At 41.5% G+C, this 17,995-nt stretch carries 19 protein-coding genes; 11 read left to right on the forward strand and 8 right to left on the reverse strand.

All coding sequences use genetic code 11. From position 1 onward, the window contains the following. Positions 1 to 19: 19 nt before the first annotated feature. The gene (bamC, locus tag AC2IOM_RS12585) at positions 20 to 1,150 is read right to left on the reverse strand and encodes an outer membrane protein assembly factor BamC (RefSeq protein WP_486358567.1); all 1,131 of its coding nucleotides are present in this window, start codon (positions 1,148 to 1,150) and stop codon (positions 20 to 22) included. A 187-nt stretch (positions 1,151 to 1,337) separates the two neighbouring features. Between bamC and AC2IOM_RS12590 the strand changes: the two genes are divergently transcribed. Next, on the forward strand, positions 1,338 to 1,871 hold the full coding sequence (locus AC2IOM_RS12590) for a glycine cleavage system transcriptional repressor (RefSeq protein ID WP_010560331.1): 534 nt from the start codon (positions 1,338 to 1,340) through the stop codon (positions 1,869 to 1,871). 11 nt (positions 1,872 to 1,882) lie between these two features. Further along, positions 1,883 to 2,356 (forward strand): thioredoxin-dependent thiol peroxidase, encoded by a 474-nt coding sequence (bcp, locus tag AC2IOM_RS12595; protein WP_138628562.1) that lies wholly within the window; start codon positions 1,883 to 1,885, stop codon positions 2,354 to 2,356. 76 nt (positions 2,357 to 2,432) lie between these two features. Here the strand turns inward: bcp and rluB are convergent, their stop codons facing one another. From rluB to rnm, 5 genes are read right to left on the reverse strand one after another with little or no spacing between them, the layout of a single operon-like run. Further along, a complete protein-coding gene (rluB, locus tag AC2IOM_RS12600) occupies positions 2,433 to 3,308 on the reverse strand; it encodes a 23S rRNA pseudouridine(2605) synthase RluB (RefSeq protein WP_010560333.1) in 876 nt (291 codons plus the stop codon). 53 nt (positions 3,309 to 3,361) lie between these two features. Beyond that, entirely contained in the window at positions 3,362 to 3,940 is a 579-nt protein-coding gene (gene scpB / locus AC2IOM_RS12605) for an SMC-Scp complex subunit ScpB (protein ID WP_054979477.1), read from the reverse strand. A 17-nt stretch (positions 3,941 to 3,957) separates the two neighbouring features. After that, positions 3,958 to 4,752, reverse strand: coding sequence for a segregation and condensation protein A (locus AC2IOM_RS12610; protein WP_486358568.1), 795 nt, complete (start codon positions 4,750 to 4,752; stop codon positions 3,958 to 3,960). 24 nt (positions 4,753 to 4,776) lie between these two features. Beyond that, positions 4,777 to 5,397, reverse strand: coding sequence for an L-threonylcarbamoyladenylate synthase (locus tag AC2IOM_RS12615; RefSeq protein WP_010560336.1), 621 nt, complete (start codon positions 5,395 to 5,397; stop codon positions 4,777 to 4,779). A gap of 9 nt (positions 5,398 to 5,406) precedes the next feature. Beyond that, on the reverse strand, positions 5,407 to 6,261 hold the full coding sequence (gene rnm, locus AC2IOM_RS12620) for an RNase RNM (RefSeq protein WP_486358569.1): 855 nt from the start codon (positions 6,259 to 6,261) through the stop codon (positions 5,407 to 5,409). A gap of 156 nt (positions 6,262 to 6,417) precedes the next feature. Here rnm and AC2IOM_RS12625 point away from each other — a divergent pair, with 156 nt between their 5' ends. From AC2IOM_RS12625 to AC2IOM_RS12665, 9 genes are all read left to right on the forward strand, one after another. Continuing rightward, complete coding sequence (locus AC2IOM_RS12625; RefSeq protein WP_486358570.1) at positions 6,418 to 7,263, forward strand: DMT family transporter; 846 nt, start codon at positions 6,418 to 6,420, stop codon at positions 7,261 to 7,263. 393 nt (positions 7,264 to 7,656) lie between these two features. Continuing rightward, the gene (locus tag AC2IOM_RS12630; protein ID WP_486358571.1) at positions 7,657 to 9,240 is read left to right on the forward strand and encodes an anthranilate synthase component 1; all 1,584 of its coding nucleotides are present in this window, start codon (positions 7,657 to 7,659) and stop codon (positions 9,238 to 9,240) included. After that, entirely contained in the window at positions 9,240 to 9,839 is a 600-nt protein-coding gene (locus tag AC2IOM_RS12635) for an aminodeoxychorismate/anthranilate synthase component II (protein ID WP_274761525.1), read from the forward strand. The genes AC2IOM_RS12630 and AC2IOM_RS12635 overlap by 1 nt, the downstream gene beginning before the upstream one ends. Beyond that, entirely contained in the window at positions 9,839 to 10,846 is a 1,008-nt protein-coding gene (gene trpD, locus AC2IOM_RS12640; protein WP_486358572.1) for an anthranilate phosphoribosyltransferase, read from the forward strand. Before AC2IOM_RS12635 ends, trpD begins: the two co-directional genes overlap by 1 nt. Beyond that, the gene (gene trpCF / locus AC2IOM_RS12645) at positions 10,839 to 12,200 is read left to right on the forward strand and encodes a bifunctional indole-3-glycerol-phosphate synthase TrpC/phosphoribosylanthranilate isomerase TrpF (protein ID WP_486358573.1); all 1,362 of its coding nucleotides are present in this window, start codon (positions 10,839 to 10,841) and stop codon (positions 12,198 to 12,200) included. Before trpD ends, trpCF begins: the two co-directional genes overlap by 8 nt. Position 12,201: 1 nt before the next feature. Beyond that, positions 12,202 to 13,392 carry a tryptophan synthase subunit beta gene (trpB, locus tag AC2IOM_RS12650; RefSeq protein WP_486358574.1) on the forward strand — a complete coding sequence of 397 codons (1,191 nt, stop codon included), beginning with the start codon at positions 12,202 to 12,204 and terminating at the stop codon, positions 13,390 to 13,392. Then, positions 13,389 to 14,195 (forward strand): tryptophan synthase subunit alpha, encoded by an 807-nt coding sequence (trpA, locus tag AC2IOM_RS12655; RefSeq protein ID WP_486358575.1) that lies wholly within the window; start codon positions 13,389 to 13,391, stop codon positions 14,193 to 14,195. The genes trpB and trpA overlap by 4 nt, the downstream gene beginning before the upstream one ends. 114 nt (positions 14,196 to 14,309) lie before the next feature. After that, on the forward strand, positions 14,310 to 14,888 hold the full coding sequence (locus AC2IOM_RS12660) for an inner membrane-spanning protein YciB (protein ID WP_486358576.1): 579 nt from the start codon (positions 14,310 to 14,312) through the stop codon (positions 14,886 to 14,888). Positions 14,889 to 15,306: 418 nt separating this feature from the next. Next, positions 15,307 to 15,546: a hypothetical protein gene (locus AC2IOM_RS12665; protein ID WP_100913188.1), complete on the forward strand. Its 240-nt coding sequence runs from the start codon at positions 15,307 to 15,309 to the stop codon at positions 15,544 to 15,546. 227 nt (positions 15,547 to 15,773) lie between these two features. On the opposite strand, the gene AC2IOM_RS12670 is transcribed toward AC2IOM_RS12665, so the two are convergent. Both AC2IOM_RS12670 and AC2IOM_RS12675 read right to left on the reverse strand, forming a co-directional pair. Beyond that, positions 15,774 to 16,331 carry a hypothetical protein gene (locus AC2IOM_RS12670; protein ID WP_486358577.1) on the reverse strand — a complete coding sequence of 186 codons (558 nt, stop codon included), beginning with the start codon at positions 16,329 to 16,331 and terminating at the stop codon, positions 15,774 to 15,776. A gap of 150 nt (positions 16,332 to 16,481) precedes the next feature. Then, complete coding sequence (locus AC2IOM_RS12675; protein WP_486358578.1) at positions 16,482 to 17,918, reverse strand: sodium-dependent transporter; 1,437 nt, start codon at positions 17,916 to 17,918, stop codon at positions 16,482 to 16,484. Positions 17,919 to 17,995 lie beyond the last annotated feature (77 nt).

Genomic DNA, 17,995 nt, shown 5'->3' on the forward strand with positions numbered 1-17,995 from the left:
GCTAATCTAATTTTATAAATTATTGAACGGTTACACCGCGCTCTTTTAGCATGGCTAAAATAACTTGTAGTGTATCGCTTAACGTGCCCGGCTCTAATGTTTCACCCTCAGCATCAAGCCAAGTAATTGATGTGCCACCGGTCTTCGTTTCAGCAACCAATAATTGATACTGACCTGCTTCAAGTGGCAGTTTACGAACGTCATCACCCCAAATTGAATCCCAAACGCTTTCGTCTGGTGTTTCGTACGTGGCGAAAATTAAGTTACGAGATTGCTCGATTTCATCAATATTGAAACCAACGCGCTCTAAGAAGCTTGGGAAGCGCTCAAAAATATCACGTGCTTTTTGCTCAGTTACAAACGCCGCGTTACCTTTGTCATCAAAGCCCATTTGCAGCGATACAATGCCGCGAGCTTTATTTAATTCAACCATTAACTGTCGGTAGTTAAAGTCGAACTGACCAATAAACTCATTGAGCGCCGCCACTTCTAAACGCTGCTGCAGTACCGCTGTTAACTCGTCGTATTTCGATTCAAAATCAACTAGTTCAACCTTTACCGATGCGGTGCGTTTATGCTCTTCAGATTCAACAATAAACTTAAATTTTTGACGGCTTAGCTCACGCTCTTCTTCCCACCACCAAACATCAATTGGCTCTTCAATTGTATGCCAGTTAGTCACTACGTAATTGTCAGCTTTATTTTCTGTGGTTACTTGGCGCTCAACAAATAAATCGTCAATCGCTTGCCAAATAAAACTTTCTAAATCTTGAATACCTTCGTTTTTATCGAAGAAAATGCGCGACTCTTTATCGCCTTCGTTAATCCATGAACCTTGTGCAAAAGTAAGCACTTGAGCCGGTGCTTTTACCAGATATAATGCACTTTCTTCAGCTGATGTATATTGTGCCGAGTCAAGATCGTAGGCAGGATCTTTGTATGGTTTTGTCAGGTTACCTGGCACTTTAAGTTCATCATTAACACGGTAATTGCGTTTATGATGCGAATCATTGGTGAAAACAGAACAAGCAGTAATCGCCATTGAGATAGCGACAACCAATGAATTTCGGATCCAATACTGCACAAATTTCTCCTTGGTGTGCTCTTTATTATTTGCTTGATTTGACGCAGCACACACTGTTTGGTTCATAATATTATTCTCAAAATTGCCGCCTATGTTACTTTTACTAAGGGCCAAACACAAGAAACCACCACCCTATCTTTAATTTATTCTTAACAATTCGCTATAATTTTCACCACATCATATATTTACATGGTTGAACCCATTTAAATTTGCTAAAATTCGCGGCCACGTTATTAACCCATTGAGACTAAAAATGACGTTAAACACTGGAAATCAACTTGTTGTTACTGCCATCGGCGAAGATCGCCCCGGCATAGTGAGTGAGCTTACCAAGCTAGTAAGTGAAACTAATTGCAATATTATTGATAGCCGCATTGCCATTTTAGGCAATGAATTCACCTTTATAATGTTGCTTGAAGGCGATATTTCTGCCATTAGTCGTGTTGAATATAATATTCCGACAAAAAGCGTTGAACTTGGTTTATTAACCATGATGAAACGCACCAGCCAACATCAAGAAAAACAGTATAAAGCAGGTTATAAACTAACCTACCACGGCCCTGATACGCCAGGCACACTAAGCAAAGTGACGCAATTGATGGCTGACTACCAAGTAAATATTGCAGCACTTAAATCTGATAGTGTTGAACAAGATGGTGATGTGGTAATGCGCTCGGAAATTGACATTAATTTCTCGCGTGACGTGGATGAAGCTGAATTTAAACATCAACTTGAGATCATTTTTTCAAAGTCTAACGTAGAACACATTTTAAAACGGATTCGATAGGAAATTATAATATGAATACGCTTCAAGCTGGCGATAAAGCACCGCTATTTTCACTTGCCGATCAAAACGGTGACACAGTAGAACTTGCAGAATTATTAAAAGAAAACAAAGTACTTGTTTATTTTTACCCAAAAGCATCCACACCGGGCTGTACAGTGCAAGCTGAAAATCTGCGCGATCATAAAGCGGAACTTGCAGCGCTTAATACCGTTGCGGTTGGCATTAGCCCAGATCCGGTAAAACGCCTTAAAAACTTCGAAACCAAAAAAGAGCTTAACTTCCCTCTGTTATCTGACGAAGACCACGCCATTGCCGATGCATTTGGTGTGTGGGGTTTAAAAAAGTTTATGGGTAAAGAGTATGACGGCATTCACCGTTTATCTTTCCTTGTTGGCCAAGATGGTACAATTGAACATTTCTTTAATAAATTTAAAACCAAAGATCACCACCAAGTGGTTATTGATTACTTAAAAGAAAATGCTTAATTAAGAAAAACATTCTTAATTAAAAAAAGCGCCAATTGGCGCTTTTTTTATATCTACAATTCGGTTACTCACCGAGTTACTTTTTTGGTGCACGGCGTTTATTGCCCGGCGTCACACGTTGATTATGCTTTTTAACCGCTTTACGGATTTTGTTAATCTTAGCGCGGCGATCTTTACGCTTCTCTGGCATTACCGATAGTTTTGTTTCGGTTTCACGGCGCATTCCAACCGTTTGACGTAAATAGTTTACGTCTTTTAGGTTTAGCTCTTCCCAACCACCTTGCGGTAAACGTTTATTTAGTAATAAGTCACCATAGCGCACACGAATGAGGCGTGATACTTCCACTTCCTGTGACTGCCATAAACGACGTACTTCTCGGTTACGGCCTTCGGTTAAGGTAACGTTAAACCAGTTGTTTAAACCGCTTCCGCCTTGCGGCACTACCGATAAGAACTTAGCAAAGCCATCGTCTAACTCAACGCCATTTGTCACATTTTTCAGCGTTTGATCCGTTACTTCACCGAATACACGTACTGCGTATTCACGTTCCACTTCATAACTTGGGTGCATTAAGCGGTTGGCAAGTTCACCATCGTTAGTAAACAGTAGTAAGCCTGATGTGTTGATATCTAAACGGCCAATGGCAATCCAGCGATCATTTTCAAGCGGTGGTAAACGGTCAAATACGGTGCGACGACCTTCAGGATCTTTGCGTGTACACAGCTCACCTTCAGGCTTGTGGTACATTAAAATACGACAAACACGTTCGTTTGACGCTTCAACCTTAACAACATGTCCGTCAAGACGGATACGCTGTGTTGGCTCGACACGGTCACCCAAACGGGCAACTTTGCCATCAATACTAACACGACCCGATTCAATAAATTTTTCACATTCACGACGTGAACCTTTACCAGCACGTGCTAATACTTTTTGTAACTTTTCGCTCATTATTTTCTCATGTAACTTCGCAGCTAGGAATTGTTGGCTATTCTAGCACAGAGCTAATCAAGTTGCGCAGGCTCACTGAGGATTTGTGAGATTTTTTCGTCTTGCGCTACTGGTAATGGCGGTAATTCATTCAATGAAGACAATGAGAAGTGATCTAAGAATTGTTTGGTGGTGCCATAAAGTGCCGGTTTGCCCGGTACTTCTTTATAGCCAACCACTTTTACCCAATTGTGCTCAAGCATAGTTTTGATGGTTTGACTGCTTACGGTAACGCCGCGCACTTGCTCTATTTCACCACGGGTAATGGGCTGACGATACGCAATTAAACTTAATGTTTCTAAAAATGCACGGGAATATTTAGGGGCTTTTTCTTGCCATAGTTTATTAAGCCACGGCGATAAACTACTGCATGCCTGAAACCGATAACCTGACCCAACTTTTACTAAACGCACACCGCGCGTCGCGTAGTGCGCCATAATGGCATCGATAGCGCTTTGAATACGCTTTAGGGATATAGAAAAGTCACTTAATACGGTGTCTCGCAGCTTGTCTTTGGTTAATGGCGTATTCGCAACAAAAATTGCCGCTTCGATTAATTCAATTAACTGCTCATCAGAAAGTCGCTTCGCCATAATACCTATTTCGTTTTTTATTTTAGTTTAAGGTAGATGAGCGAGTTTATATCGCTTTGCTGAACCACAATCAAGCTTTCCTTCACCAGCTCTAAAATGGCGATAAAACTCACCACTACAGCCGCTTTACCTTCAACGTGTTCAAACGCCTGTGAGAATGGCATAAAGCCATCATTTTCTGTTAAAAGCGATAAAATATGTGACATCCGTGCACGAGTTGAAAGCACTTCGGCACTGACTTGATGATGGGTTAACGTTTGCGCTCGCGCCATTACATCACTTAGCGCGAGAAGTAGCTCTTTTACACAGAGATCCGGCAGTTCAACATCTTGCGACTGTGTTTCATCTAACAACGCATGGGCAATATAAATATCGCGTTCTACTCGTGGTAACGCATCTAGGTTTTCGGCCGCTTTTCTAAATTGTTCGTATTCTTGTAAGCGCTTAATCAGCAGTGCCCGAGGATCATCTTCCTCTTCTTCCAGCTCTTTATGTACCGGTAATAATAAGCGAGATTTAATTTGCGCAAGTAACGCCGCCATCACTAAGTATTCAGCAGCAAGCTCTAACTTAAACTCTTTCATCATCTCAACATATTGCATGTATTGCCCAGTGATCTTGGCAATCGACACATCAAGAATATCGAGTTTGTGCTTTTTAATTAAATACAGCAATAAATCTAGCGGACCTTCAAATGCTTCCAGTGCCACTTCAAGTGCATCGGGCGGAATATAAAGATCTTCAGGTTTATCAGTTACCGCTTTGCCATGTAAAAAACCAAGCGGTAATTTTTGCTGCTGCATTTCGCTCATGGGCGCTGTTTAAACTCTGGATACTTATTCAAATGGTGCTGGGTCGCCTGCACCCACACGAATAATCTCTACCGTGTCTTCCGAAAAATCTACCACAGTGGTTGGCTGCTCAGACAAATAGCCACCGTGAATAATTAAATCCACTTGTTTTTCTAATTGAAAACGAATTTCTTCCGGATCCGCCTCAGCAAATTGTTCACCCGGTAAAATTAATGAGCAAGACATTAACGGCTCACCCAACTCCGCCAAAATCGCTTGAGTAATAATGTGATCAGGCACGCGAATACCAATGGTTTTCTTTTTCTCATTAAGCAAGCGACGTGGCACTTCTTTAGTACCTTTGAAAATAAAAGTATATTGCCCTGGTGTATTATTTTTGATTAATCGAAACAAACTGTTATCGACCCGAGCATAAGTGGCAAGTTCCGATAAATCACGGCAAACAAGGGTAAAATTATGGTGTTTTTCTAAACCACGAATACGCGCAATACGCTCCATTGCATTTTTATTACCTATGCTACAGCCGATTGCATAACCTGAATCCGTTGGAAACACAATTACCTTGCCTTGCTGGATCATATCAACCGCTTGACGCACTAAACGCGCCTGTGGGTTTTCTGGATGAATATGAAAAAATTGACTCATTGGATATCCTTAATTTAATTCTTGTTCTTTGGCAATCGCCCAATCCTGCCAAATTGGAACACTGGCTTTAGGTAAGTATAAGTTCTTTCCAAGTTCTAACCAGTTGGTTGCAAAATGAAAATCTGAACCTTGCGACGAAAGCAGCTGATATTCTTCAGCAAGCTGCGCTAAAAACTGACGATCACTCGGTGCTTGTTGTGGCAGCGCCACTTCAATGCCATCGCCACCAGCATGTTTAAATTCTTCAAGTAAACGGCGCAACCATTTATTAGAAAGCTTATAACGACTTGGATGTGCTAAAACCGCTTGACCGCCCGCCGCTTTAATCGCCTTCACAGCAGTGGCAATATCGCACCATTCGCTGGTTACATAACCCGGTTTACCGCGCACTAAAAATTTTTTAAACACCCCTTGTAAGGTGTTTGCAGCCCCTTGCGTTTGAATTACTTGTGCAAAGTGGGCGCGGGTAAGCTGGCCTTTGTTAGCTAACGCTTTTGCTTCTGCTAATACGTTTTCAAACCCGCGTTTTTCGAGCTTTTCAGCCATTTTTTCTGCGCGTGTTGCGCGTTTTCCTGTTTGCTCAGCAATCAAGCATGCCAAAGTGCTATTTTCAACATCAATGTTTAAACCAACAATATGAATTTCAAAGCTTTCCCACTTAGTTGAAAACTCGATGCCCTTAACAAGTGTTAGCGGTAACGCATTTTTGTCGATATGTTGCTGTGCAATTGGCAGCGCCTTAACAGTATCGTGATCCGTAATCGCTAATATATCAACGCCCTTTTCAACGGCGCGTTCAACTAAGTCTTCTGGGGATAGCTTGCCATCAGAAAAATACGTATGGCTGTGTAGGTCAAATTTCATAAATATGGTTTTCGTTTGTACTGCGTGTAATCATACCAAATTAAGTGGCTAATTACTCTTGCTGATTTGTTTGCTTTCATTTGGGAAATTAAAATTTGCCAACAAAGGTCTTTATCTGTTTAAACTCGATTAATAATAAACAGCGCGCTTTACTTTATGAGAATACTGTTAGTAACCCTACTTTCACTTATCGCCTTTGCTGGGAACTCCATTCTTTGCCGTATAGCCCTTGGGCAAGGGCAAATTGACGCAGCAAGCTTCACTTCAATTCGTTTATTCTCAGGTGCGATAACGCTTTTTATTCTTTACGCTTTTTTTCATAAAAATAAACAAACAGCGAGCAAAGGTTCATGGCTTGGCGCCGTTTATTTGTTTATTTACGCCATAACCTTTTCCTATGCCTATATTTCACTTGAAACCGCTATTGGGGCACTTGTGCTCTTTTCATCGGTGCAATTTAGCATGCTTGCTTATACCTTTTTTTCTGGTACCAAAATTTACCCTATCGAATGGTGCGGCGCGCTAATTGCGTTTATTGGTTTTAGCTACTTAGTGCTGCCTGATATTTCATCACCTTCACTGATTGGTTTTGTACTTATGGTGGTTTCGGGTATGGCGTGGGCGGGCTATACCTTAGTTGGCAAAAAATCATCTAACCCCCTTGCCGACACAGCCTTTAATTTTATGCGCACCTTACCTTTTATAACGTTACTCAGCCTGATGACACTCAACTCAACTAATGCCTCAACCACAGGGATTTTAGTCGCTGTGATAGCTGGCAGTGTGACATCAGGTATTGGTTACGCCATTTGGTATGTTGCACTAAAACACTTAACCTCAGTGCAAGCAGCTGTATCGCAGCTCTCGGTACCCATTATTGCCGGTATTGGTGGATTTTTGTTTTTATCCGAACCTATCAGTGAACGACTAGCGATTTCTGGAGCTATTATTCTAATCGGGATTTTGCTGGTTGTACTTGGTAAAAAGCCACTAAAGCCCTGATTTTATAACTGTTTAAACACTGCTTATAACCAATAAACACTAACAAATCCGATTAGTTATAAAAAATGGCGGTTTTGTGTTGACTCATGTATACAATCTGGGGTTTACTATGGCTGAAACTTTTTAGGAATCGTTTAAATGCAATTAGTAACTTCACAAATCAAAACAGTATGGTGGTGGCACTCGTAATCGCGGGTGGGAATAATTGTATCTAAACTATTCTTAAAACCCGCACAATGTGCGGGTTTTTTTATGTCTAATTTGAGGTGAATAATGAGTAATAACAAACAACTAATCCAATGGTGGTGGTTCCAGTAATTAACGCGGGAGGATTTTGTTTGTCTATTATTCAGCCCGCCTTCTAAGCGGGCTTTTTTGTATAAGGAATGAGGCGTGATATTTAGTCATATATCAACCGAGGTCGGTAAAGTTACCAGCATTTCGCTGGCGCGGGACTACATTGAGAGTCCACTGGCACTTTACAGCGCGGTATGTAACAACCCGACTAACTTTAATAGCTTATTGTTAGAATCAGCGGAAATTGATTCAAAAGATAATGTAAAAAGTTTAATTTTAGCCGATGCTGCTATTCGTATTGAATGTAATGGTGACACGGTAACGTTTGATGCAAAAAGCAATAACGGCAAACAACTACTACCCCATTTAGCTGGCTTTTTTAAAGAGCACCAGGTTGAACTTGTAAACTCAAGGCTTAGCATTGTGTTTGAACGCGATACCAGTTTGATGGATGAAGCTAGTCGCTTAGTGGCAGACAATGCATTTACCGCATTAAGACAATGTATCAATAATATTGAAAGCACAACAGAGTCTCATTTTGCAGTATTTTTAGGCGGCACCTTTGCCTACGATATGGTTGCCAACTTTGAGTTACTGCCAGACGTACCAAACGGTGATAACACAACTCCTGATTTTGTTTTTTATCTTGCAGAAACACTGATTGTTATTGACCATCAAGCAAATACCACAGAACTTATTGGCAATGTATTTAGCGGCCCCGACGCACACGCCAACTGTTTTGAAGTAGGCCAAAAGCTTGAAGCACTTAATAAGCTGTGTGACGATTTACCAACTTACAATGCCCCAACCTTTCCAGGCGCTGTAAGCGAAAGTGTAGATATTGACGACACCACCTTTTGTCAGCAAGTCGAAACCCTTAAAAAGCACATTGTTGATGGCGACATTTTCCAAGTAGTGCCATCTCGCTGTTTTTCATTACCATGTGCTGACTCGCTTGCAGCATATCATCAACTTAAAACACAAAACCCAAGCCCTTACATGTTTTACATGAAAGACGAAAACTTTGTGTTATTTGGTGCATCACCAGAATCTGCGCTTAAATATTGCCAAAGCACAAATCAAGTAGAGGTGTACCCAATTGCCGGTACGCGTGCCCGTGGTAAAAATGCCGATGGCAGCATTAACTTTGACCTTGATAGCAAAATTGAACTAGATCTGCGCGATGATAAAAAAGAGCGCGCTGAGCACATTATGCTAGTTGATTTAGCGCGTAACGACATTGCCCGTATTTCAACGCCAGGTTCGCGCTATGTAAAAGAGTTATTAAAAGTTGACCGCTATTCACAAGTAATGCATTTAGTGTCGCGCGTGGTAGGTCAATTAAAACCTGAGCTGGATGCACTGCATGCCTACCAAGCGTGTATGAATATGGGCACTTTGGTTGGCTCACCAAAAGTTAAAGCGGCCGAGCTGGTGCGTATTACCGAAGGTAAACGCCGTGGCAGCTACGGTGGTGCTGTGGGTTATTTAACTGGTGATGGTGCAATGGACAGCTGCATTGTTATTCGTAGTGCCTTTGTTAAAGATAATATGGCTTACGTGCAAGCAGGTGCAGGCGTCGTATATGACTCAGTGCCGCAACTAGAAGCAAACGAAACTCGCCAAAAAGCACAAGCGGTTATTCGTGCAATTAAGTCTATCTACCAAGGAGAAGCCTAATGGCGCAGGCAAAAATTTATTTTATCGATAATTTTGATTCGTTTAGCTACAACTTGGTGGATGAATTTGAGCAATTAGGCTTTGAACTGGTGGTTTATCGTAATCATGTTCCGGCTGACACCATTTTAAGCAAAATGGCAGAGGAAACTTGCCCTGTAACGTTAGTGCTTTCACCTGGCCCTGGCACGCCAAAACAAGCGGGCAATTTAATTGAGCTAATCAATAAAGCGAAAGGCCACTACCCTATGCTGGGTATTTGTTTAGGCCACCAAGCAATTGTGGAGTGTTACGGTGGTGTGGTTGGTCACGCAGGTGAAACAGTGCATGGCAAATCATCGCTTATTGAACTTAAAGAGCACGCAGTATTTAGTGGCTTACATTCGCAAATACCAGTGGCGCGTTACCATTCACTCATGGCAACCGAAGTACCAGATAGCCTTGATGTCATTGCCAGCTACGACACAATTCCTATGGCAATTATTCAAGAGCAAGATAAAGTAATTGGGTTTCAGTTTCATCCAGAATCAATTTTAACGCCAAATGGCTCACAGCTGTTAAAGCAAAGCCTAGCGTATTTAGCCAATGTGGAGGGCGCATAATGCAACCACTTGTTAATCTCTTAATCGAACAACAAGATTTAACGTTTGAGCAAAGCAGCGAGTTTTTTAATCTTGTAATGACAGGCCAAGTAAGCGAAATCGAGCTTGCAGCAGCGTTAACTGCGCTTAAAATTAAAGGCGAAACCGACAACGAAATTGCAGGTGCTGCAAAAGCCATGCGCGATAATGCAGTGACATTTACTAACCCAAGTGCCATTAGCTTTGATTCATGTGGCACCGGTGGTGATGGCGCCAATTCAATTAACGTATCAACTACTGCTGCCATTGTTGCCGCGAGCATGGGCGTTAATATGGTAAAACACGGCAACCGCAGTGTTTCAAGTAAATCTGGCTCGTCTGATTTACTCAATGCCCTTGGTATCAATATTAATATGAGTGTGGCACAAGCAGAAAACTGCCTCGCAAAAACTCATTTTACCTTTTTATTTGCACCGCTTTACCATGCTGGTGTGAAATATGCGATGCCAGTGCGTACCGCACTTAAAACACGCACCTTATTTAATATTTTAGGGCCTTTAGCAAACCCTGCAAAACCAAGCCATCAGCTGCTTGGTGTTTATACCCCTGAATTACTTCGCCCAATGGCGCAAACGCTTAAACTACTTGGCTGTGAGCGTGTTATGGTAGTCCACGGCGCAGGTACCGATGAAATTGCCCTGCACGGTGAAACACAGGTTGCCGAGCTAAAAGACGGTGAAATTACAGAGTACACTCTACAACCGCAAGATTTTGGCCTTGATAACTATGCCCTTTCTGATATTGAAGGTGGCGAGCCTGAATATAACGCAGCGGCAAGCCTTGCGATTTTAAAAGGTGAAGGCAAGCCTGCACACAATGCAGCGATTGCCGCGAATGTTGCAGCCGTGCTGGTAATGCAAGGCGACTACAGCAACTTCAAAGACGCAACACAGGCGGTACAAAACCACTTGGCAAGTGGCGCAGCATTTTCACACTTATCACGCATTATCGAGGTGTCTCATGGCTAATGTATTAGAAAAAATTGTTGCCGATAAACGAATTGAGCTTGAATCGCGTAAAGCCAATAGGCCACTTGAAAGCTTTATTGATGAGGTGGTACCAACCGAGCGCGATTTTTACGGTGAGCTGGCAAAACCCGGCACTAACTTTATTTTAGAGTGTAAAAAAGCCTCGCCATCCAAAGGGCTTATTCGCGATGATTTTAATCTTGATGAAATTACCGGTGCTTACAAGCATTACGCTGCGTGCATTAGTGTACTGACTGACGAGAAATACTTTCAAGGCAGTTTTGATTACTTAACTAAAGTACGTTCATTGGTGAATCAACCGCTTATTTGTAAAGATTTCTTCATCGATGAATATCAAGTGTATTTAGCACGCCTGCACGGTGGAGATGCAATTTTACTGATGCTAAGTGTGCTTAATGATGATGAATACGCCGCGCTTGCAAAGGTGGCAAAATCGCTCAATATGGCAATTTTGACCGAAGTGAGTAACGAAGAAGAAGTACACCGCGCATTAGCACTCGACGCTGAGATTATTGGTATTAATAACCGTAATCTGCGTGATTTAAGTACCGACCTTGCCACTACAGAAACCCTTCGTGCGTTAATCCCTGCAAGGAAAGTGGTTATTTCAGAATCGGGCATTTACACTCACGCTGATGTAAAACGCTTAAAATCACTGTGTAACGGCTTTTTAGTTGGCAGCTCACTGATGGCTGAAAGCAATCTTGATTTAGCGTGTCGTAAGCTGATTTTAGGTGAAAATAAGATTTGCGGCTTAACGCGCTCGCAAGATGCGATTGCCGCATATAATGCCGGCGCCGTATTTGGTGGCCTAATTTTTTATGCCAAATCGCCACGGTACGTTGATATTGACTGCGCAAAACCAATTGCCGATAGCTGCGATTTAGGCTTTGTTGGCGTATTTGTAAACGAAACAATTGACACCATCGTACATATTGCCGTTGAGCTAAAACTGGTTGCAGTACAGTTACATGGCGATGAAGACGAAGTGTACATTACTGCGCTTAAAAAGGCGCTGCCAGCAGGCGTGCAAGTATGGAAAGCCGTTGCGGTAAGCGATGTGATTGAACATAAGAGCCAAGGGGCTGACCGCTATTTATTTGATACCAAAGTGGGCAATCAAAGCGGTGGTACGGGGCAAACCTTTAATTGGGATGTGCTGATTAACGAGCGCAACTACATGCTTGCAGGCGGTTTAAATAACGACAATATTCAAGACGCCCTTGCAACCCAAGCCATTGGCCTTGACTTAAATTCGGGCATTGAAACAAGCCCAGGTAAAAAATGTCATCAACAAATTAATTCTGTGTTTTCTAAGATAAAGGAATCTTGAGGTGGAAAATAAAAACCCAGCCTATTTCGGCGATTTTGGCGGCATGTACGTACCAGAACTTCTGGTACCCGCCTTAAAACAACTTGAAAGTGAATTTAATAAAGCAAAGAACGACCCAAGCTTTCATGCAGAGTTTGAAAAGCTGCTTAATGAATATGCCGGTCGTCCTACGCCATTGACGCTTACACGCAACTTAGTGAAAAACCCTAAGGTAAAACTTTACCTAAAACGTGAAGATTTATTGCACGGTGGCGCACATAAAACCAACCAAGTGTTAGGTCAGGCATTACTAACAAAACGTATGGGCAAAAAAGAAGTCATTGCTGAAACCGGAGCTGGTCAGCACGGTGTAGCAACCGCCCTAGCCTGCGCATTACTTGGCTTAAAATGCCGGGTTTATATGGGTGCAAAAGACGTAGAGCGTCAACAACCAAACGTATTTAGAATGAAATTAATGGGCGCAGAAGTGATTCCTGTTACAGCAGGCTCTGGCACATTAAAAGATGCGGTTAACGAAGCAATGCGTGACTGGTCAGCAAACTACGATACAGCACACTACTTACTTGGTACAGCAGCAGGCCCGCACCCATTCCCAACTCTTGTTCGCGACTTCCAAAAAATGATTGGTGAAGAAGCAAAACAACAAGTACTTGATACAGAAGGCCGCCTACCAGATTACGTGGTTGCGTGTGTTGGTGGTGGCTCTAATGCGATTGGTATGTTTAATGACTTCATTAAAGAAGAAAGTGTAAAGTTAGTTGGTGTAGAGCCGGCAGGTAAAGGCCTTGATACAGAAGAGCACGGTGCAGCAATTTGTAAAGGCACTAAAGGCATTTTACACGGTGCATACACCTTTATTATGCAAGACAACAATGGCCAAATCGAAGAGTCTTACTCTGTATCTGCAGGTCTTGATTACCCTGCGGTTGGCCCTCAGCATGCATACCTAGCTGAAACAGGTCGTGCACAATACGTTGGCATCACCGATGATGAAGCGTTAGAAGCATTCCAGCTACTTGCGAAAAACGAAGGGATTATTCCAGCGCTTGAATCAAGCCATGCCCTTGCTTACGCATTAAAGCTGGCTGAAGAGCAAAGTGAAGAAACCATTATTGTAGTGAATTTAAGTGGCCGTGGTGACAAAGATTTAGCACACGTGCATACGGTGTTAAATCAAGGAGGCAAACTATGAGCCGCTATCAACAAGCATTTCACGCATTAAATGAAGTTAACCAAGGTGCGTTTGTGCCATTCGTTACCATTGGCGACCCAAACAAAGAGTTAAGCTTTGAGATTATTAAACGCCTAATTGACGGTGGTGCTGATGCGCTCGAGCTAGGTATTGCATTCTCAGATCCAATCGCTGATGGTCCAGTGATTCAGGCGGCAAATATTCGCGCCCTTGAAAATCACATCACTACGGCTGAGAGCTTTGAAATCATTCGCAAAGTACGTGAGTACAACGCAGATATTCCAATTGGTTTACTGCTTTACTCAAACCTGGTGTTAGCACAAGGCATTGATAAATTTTATCGCACAGCAAAAGAAGTGGGCGTAGATTCAATTTTAGTTGCTGATGTGCCGCTGCATGAGTCAAAAATGTTTAGACAAGCGGCTATGCAAGCAGAGATAGAACCTATTTTTATTGCTACGCCAAATGCCGATGACGATACACTTCGCCAATGCGCATCTTACGGCCGTGGTTATACTTATTTGCTATCGCGCGCAGGTGTTACGGGTACCGAAACCAAAGCGCAAATGCCAGCAGATTCAATGATCAAAAAGTTATTAAACTTTAACGCAGCACCTGCGCTTCTGGGTTTTGGTATTTCAACACCTGAAGATGTAAAAGCAGCAATTGCCTCAGGTGCTGCAGGTGCCATTTCAGGCTCTGCTGTGGTTAAGATCATCGAGAATAATCTTGAATCACCTGAAACTATGCTAAGCGAGCTTGAAAGCTTTGTACGCAATATGAAAGCTGCAACGCAAAAATAATTGTATATAAACAATACAAAGGGCGCCAAGCGCCCTTTTTTTAAACCCAAACTCTGGTGTTTCATATTAACTCTGGTGTAAGGTAAATATTCAGCATAATTTAAGAGGTAAACAATGCTCGCATTATTTGAATATGCTCCCCTGATCTTATTTTTCATTCTTTATAAAACCATGGATATTTTTTGGGCAACGTCGGTACTTATTGGTGCGTCAGTTCTGCAAATAGCCTACTACTTCTTTATCGAGAAAAAAGTCGCTACCAAACATTGGGTACTCTTTGCTTTAGCGGTTGGTCTTGGCTCACTCACTATTCTTTTCCAAGATGAGCAGTTTATTAAATGGAAAGCAACCGTGGTTTATGCGGGCTTTGCCACCATTTTATTAGCATCACGTTATTTCTTTAACAAGAACCTAATGGCTAAAATGTTAGGCTCAATTTTGGCTTCAACTAATGATACAGGCCAGAAAATTGAAGTACCCGAGCCACTTTGGGACAAAATAAACTTATTTTGGAGCGCGTTTTTATACCTAATCGCAGCTGTAAATATTTATGTTGCCTATGCATTTTCACTGGATTTTTGGGTTAACTTCAAAGTGTTCGGTATTACCGCCGCCACCTTCGTTGCGCTAATTGTAACTATCGTTATGCTTTATCAATATTTGCCTGACGATGAAGAACAAAAAAGCGAATAACGGTAACAAGCCTTAACGTGATTTAAATATAAAAAGGAGCGATAGCCGCTCCTTTTTTAATGAACCCTGTGTTCGCTTAGCTAAGCAGTCAAAACGTGCGCGCTTGACCCTTCTTGATACACTCTCCCTCGCTCTTTTAATTTTATGGCGAAATACTCACAATTTACTTACCTATATTGTTGCGCAGACAAAGATTAATTGACGCCGTAGCCCCATATCTGACACACTGCAAAACCACAAATATAACTCTTTGAACTTTGATAATTAGGAAAATTTATTAAATCGATCTAGTATTAAATTGAACATTTAATGACCTGTTGCGTTTTTCTCAAGGAGCTATATCGAGATAAACAGGCCGAAGAAAACTAAAATCCAGCCACTTAAAGTGGTTACAACAATAATATTAGTCGAGGCTTAAATGGAAACAGATAACCAACAAGAACCAGAATACGAAATCAAAAACGAGAACCTATTTAAAACGCTGCTGTGTTTACCGATTGGTATTGGCTTTGCCGTATTTATGATGAGTGCATTTAATAATTCTGGCTTCAATGTAGGCACCTTCTTACTTTTTGTACTCACCATGTACTTCACCCTAAGCGGCATCGCCTATGCCGCTTTTTACACCAATGAAAAGTTTGATTGCACACCGCATTAAACGACTATAACTTTCTACAATATATTTAAAGGGCGCTTATAAGCGCCTTTTTTATAGCGAAAAAATTTCCCCAATCGACTATCCGTACATAACTAGTTTATTTATATTGCTATCTGATTCAAAATGAATTTTTACAAAACGAAATCAAAAGTTTAGAGCAGCTTTATATAGCTAAATACTTCTAACCTAACTCACTACTAAAACTGGTACAAATTCAGTAAACGCCCCTACAACATCCTTACTTTCGGATCTCGTACATTCAAACGATAGGTACGCTTCACTTCTTGCATATTCTCAACATAACTTATTGCTAAGTAACAACGTGTGCCTGAATGAAGTTTGATTTGTGTGGGTAGCGTAAAGCTAAAATTAAGCAAGGTGGTATCACCGTCAAAATCAAATGTTAATGGCAAAGTATCTGACCAAATTTCATTTAAAGCGCTTTCATAACCAGGCGCGAGTATTTGAAGTGTCGCTTGATTAAACTTCTTATAATGCGGCTGATTAATGACTATTTGCCCTTTTGTTTCAACGCCTAACATCACAATCTTACTATCGAGCATTAAAGGTGCTTTACCCAACACCAAAAAGCGATTATTTGCTGCTTGTGAAGCAATTAGAAAGCCAACAATACATAGCCCCACAATCACAATAAGCAGCCAATTGAGTGTATTGTTTAATGTAAATGCAAAAAGACAACCAGTAATTAAAACCACAGAAAGTGTGTAAGCAATAAACTTAAATTGCGCGCTGCGCTTACTTTGTTCACTATTTATTTTGACCATCTTCCAACCTAGTTTAACCATTTAATTCTATTAACTATTCTACCTTTTAAGATTATTAAAGTTCGCCCTTCCATCACCTTATTTTTCCATTAAACACAAAAAAGCGGAGCAATTGCTCCGCTTTTAAATTAAGTCTTTATTTTAATCGTATTAGAAGCCTAATAAATTGTATGCAAAGAACTTATTAGCAACTGTATTAATAAAAATCAGCGCCAAAATAAATGGAATAAAGGTTGATAGAGAGAAGTTTACATACTTCTCGGTAAAGCTACCCGCGTACTCAGGCGCGCCTTGGCTAAGCTCTTCTGTTAGCTTCGCTTTCTTCCAACGGTACATTACGAATAAACACACCATTAAGCCATTTAGCGGCAAGATGGTGTCGTAAAACACATCGTATATAAAATCAAACAGGCTCTTTTTAGTTGCAGGATCGTGATCACCATAGTTAAACAGAGTGCTTAACCACTCGCTCATACCAAACGACATGGTACATAAAATGGTTAAAATACCCATGCTACCTGCAAGTAATAGCAATGCTTTAAAACGCGAAACGCCCTTTTCCTCAATTAAGGTCGCTGTTGGTACTTCAATAATTGACACAAGTGATGTAATTGCTGCAAAAAATACCAGTAAGAAGAAGATTACTGCAATCGCGCTTGCGCCTACGTAGCCGATATCTTGCTGCATCGCGAGGAAGATTTTTGGTAAATAAACAAAAATCATCGAAACTGATGAGTCAGATAACTCCGCAGGGTTGGTATTAGGGTTAAAGCTGAAAATCGCTGGCAGAACCATTAAACCCGCAATAAATGCGACCAATGAGTCAGTTACTGCAACCATTTTTGCACTGCCTACAATATTTTCCTTCTTAGAAATATATGAGGCATAAGTCATTAAAATACCCATACCGAGCGACAGAGAGAAAAACGCTTGCGACAGTGCACCATTTAAAACGCTAGCATTCACTTTGCTAAAATCAGGCACAACGTAATAACGAAGGCCTGCAATCGCATTATCTAATGTCAGTACGTAAGCAACAAGGCCAACTAGTAGCACAAATAGCGCTGGCATAAGCAGTTTTGCTGCTTTTTCAATACCCTGCTTTACACCGCCAAGTAGAATTAGATTAACCAGCACACCAACGCCCACCATGTAATAAAACACACTGGTTTGGTTTATAAACTGACCAAAATTGCTGGGATTGGCAAGTGCATCTAAGTTGCCAATGGCTGCCTGAACAAGGTAACCAAAAATCCACACAGTGATCACCATGTAAAACACGCCAATCATAAATGGCGTAAGTACCGCTAAAAATCCAGGATATCGCCACTTACTGCTGTTACCCGATAATTTATTATACGCGCCAAGTGGGTCTTTTTGCGCGCTACGACCCATCGCCATTTCGGCCATCATTACTGGTAAGCAAACAAAAATTACAAACAATGCATAAACAACTAAAAATGCACCACCGCCATTTTTGGTTGCCGATACAGGGAAACCAACGAGGTTTCCAATGCCTACTGCACTGCCTGCAGCGGCCAAAATAAATCCGAGTTTGGAGCTAAAATGCTCTCGCGATGCACTCATGCTGAACCTTAGTATTATTGTTTTCAACCTTGGATGCTATCAGTGTTAAACCTACTGTTTCAAGTTTTCGCGAAAAA

This window comes from Pseudoalteromonas sp. NS-SX12, from assembly GCF_057367955.1.

What these genes read in the sequence shown, in the direction of transcription:
- bamC (WP_486358567.1), bottom strand. Translation starts at nt 1,150, where the DNA reads ATGAACCAAACAGTGTGTGCTGCGTCAAATCAAGCAAATAATAAAGAG.
- AC2IOM_RS12590 (WP_010560331.1), top strand. Translation starts at nt 1,338, where the DNA reads ATGACGTTAAACACTGGAAATCAACTTGTTGTTACTGCCATCGGCGAA.
- bcp (WP_138628562.1), top strand. Translation starts at nt 1,883, where the DNA reads ATGAATACGCTTCAAGCTGGCGATAAAGCACCGCTATTTTCACTTGCC.
- rluB (WP_010560333.1), bottom strand. Translation starts at nt 3,308, where the DNA reads ATGAGCGAAAAGTTACAAAAAGTATTAGCACGTGCTGGTAAAGGTTCA.
- scpB (WP_054979477.1), bottom strand. Translation starts at nt 3,940, where the DNA reads ATGGCGAAGCGACTTTCTGATGAGCAGTTAATTGAATTAATCGAAGCG.
- AC2IOM_RS12610 (WP_486358568.1), bottom strand. Translation starts at nt 4,752, where the DNA reads ATGAGCGAAATGCAGCAGCAAAAATTACCGCTTGGTTTTTTACATGGC.
- AC2IOM_RS12615 (WP_010560336.1), bottom strand. Translation starts at nt 5,397, where the DNA reads ATGAGTCAATTTTTTCATATTCATCCAGAAAACCCACAGGCGCGTTTA.
- rnm (WP_486358569.1), bottom strand. Translation starts at nt 6,261, where the DNA reads ATGAAATTTGACCTACACAGCCATACGTATTTTTCTGATGGCAAGCTA.
- AC2IOM_RS12625 (WP_486358570.1), top strand. Translation starts at nt 6,418, where the DNA reads ATGAGAATACTGTTAGTAACCCTACTTTCACTTATCGCCTTTGCTGGG.
- AC2IOM_RS12635 (WP_274761525.1), top strand. Translation starts at nt 9,240, where the DNA reads ATGGCGCAGGCAAAAATTTATTTTATCGATAATTTTGATTCGTTTAGC.
- trpD (WP_486358572.1), top strand. Translation starts at nt 9,839, where the DNA reads ATGCAACCACTTGTTAATCTCTTAATCGAACAACAAGATTTAACGTTT.
- trpCF (WP_486358573.1), top strand. Translation starts at nt 10,839, where the DNA reads ATGGCTAATGTATTAGAAAAAATTGTTGCCGATAAACGAATTGAGCTT.
- trpA (WP_486358575.1), top strand. Translation starts at nt 13,389, where the DNA reads ATGAGCCGCTATCAACAAGCATTTCACGCATTAAATGAAGTTAACCAA.
- AC2IOM_RS12660 (WP_486358576.1), top strand. Translation starts at nt 14,310, where the DNA reads ATGCTCGCATTATTTGAATATGCTCCCCTGATCTTATTTTTCATTCTT.
- AC2IOM_RS12665 (WP_100913188.1), top strand. Translation starts at nt 15,307, where the DNA reads ATGGAAACAGATAACCAACAAGAACCAGAATACGAAATCAAAAACGAG.
- AC2IOM_RS12670 (WP_486358577.1), bottom strand. Translation starts at nt 16,331, where the DNA reads ATGGTCAAAATAAATAGTGAACAAAGTAAGCGCAGCGCGCAATTTAAG.
- AC2IOM_RS12675 (WP_486358578.1), bottom strand. Translation starts at nt 17,918, where the DNA reads ATGAGTGCATCGCGAGAGCATTTTAGCTCCAAACTCGGATTTATTTTG.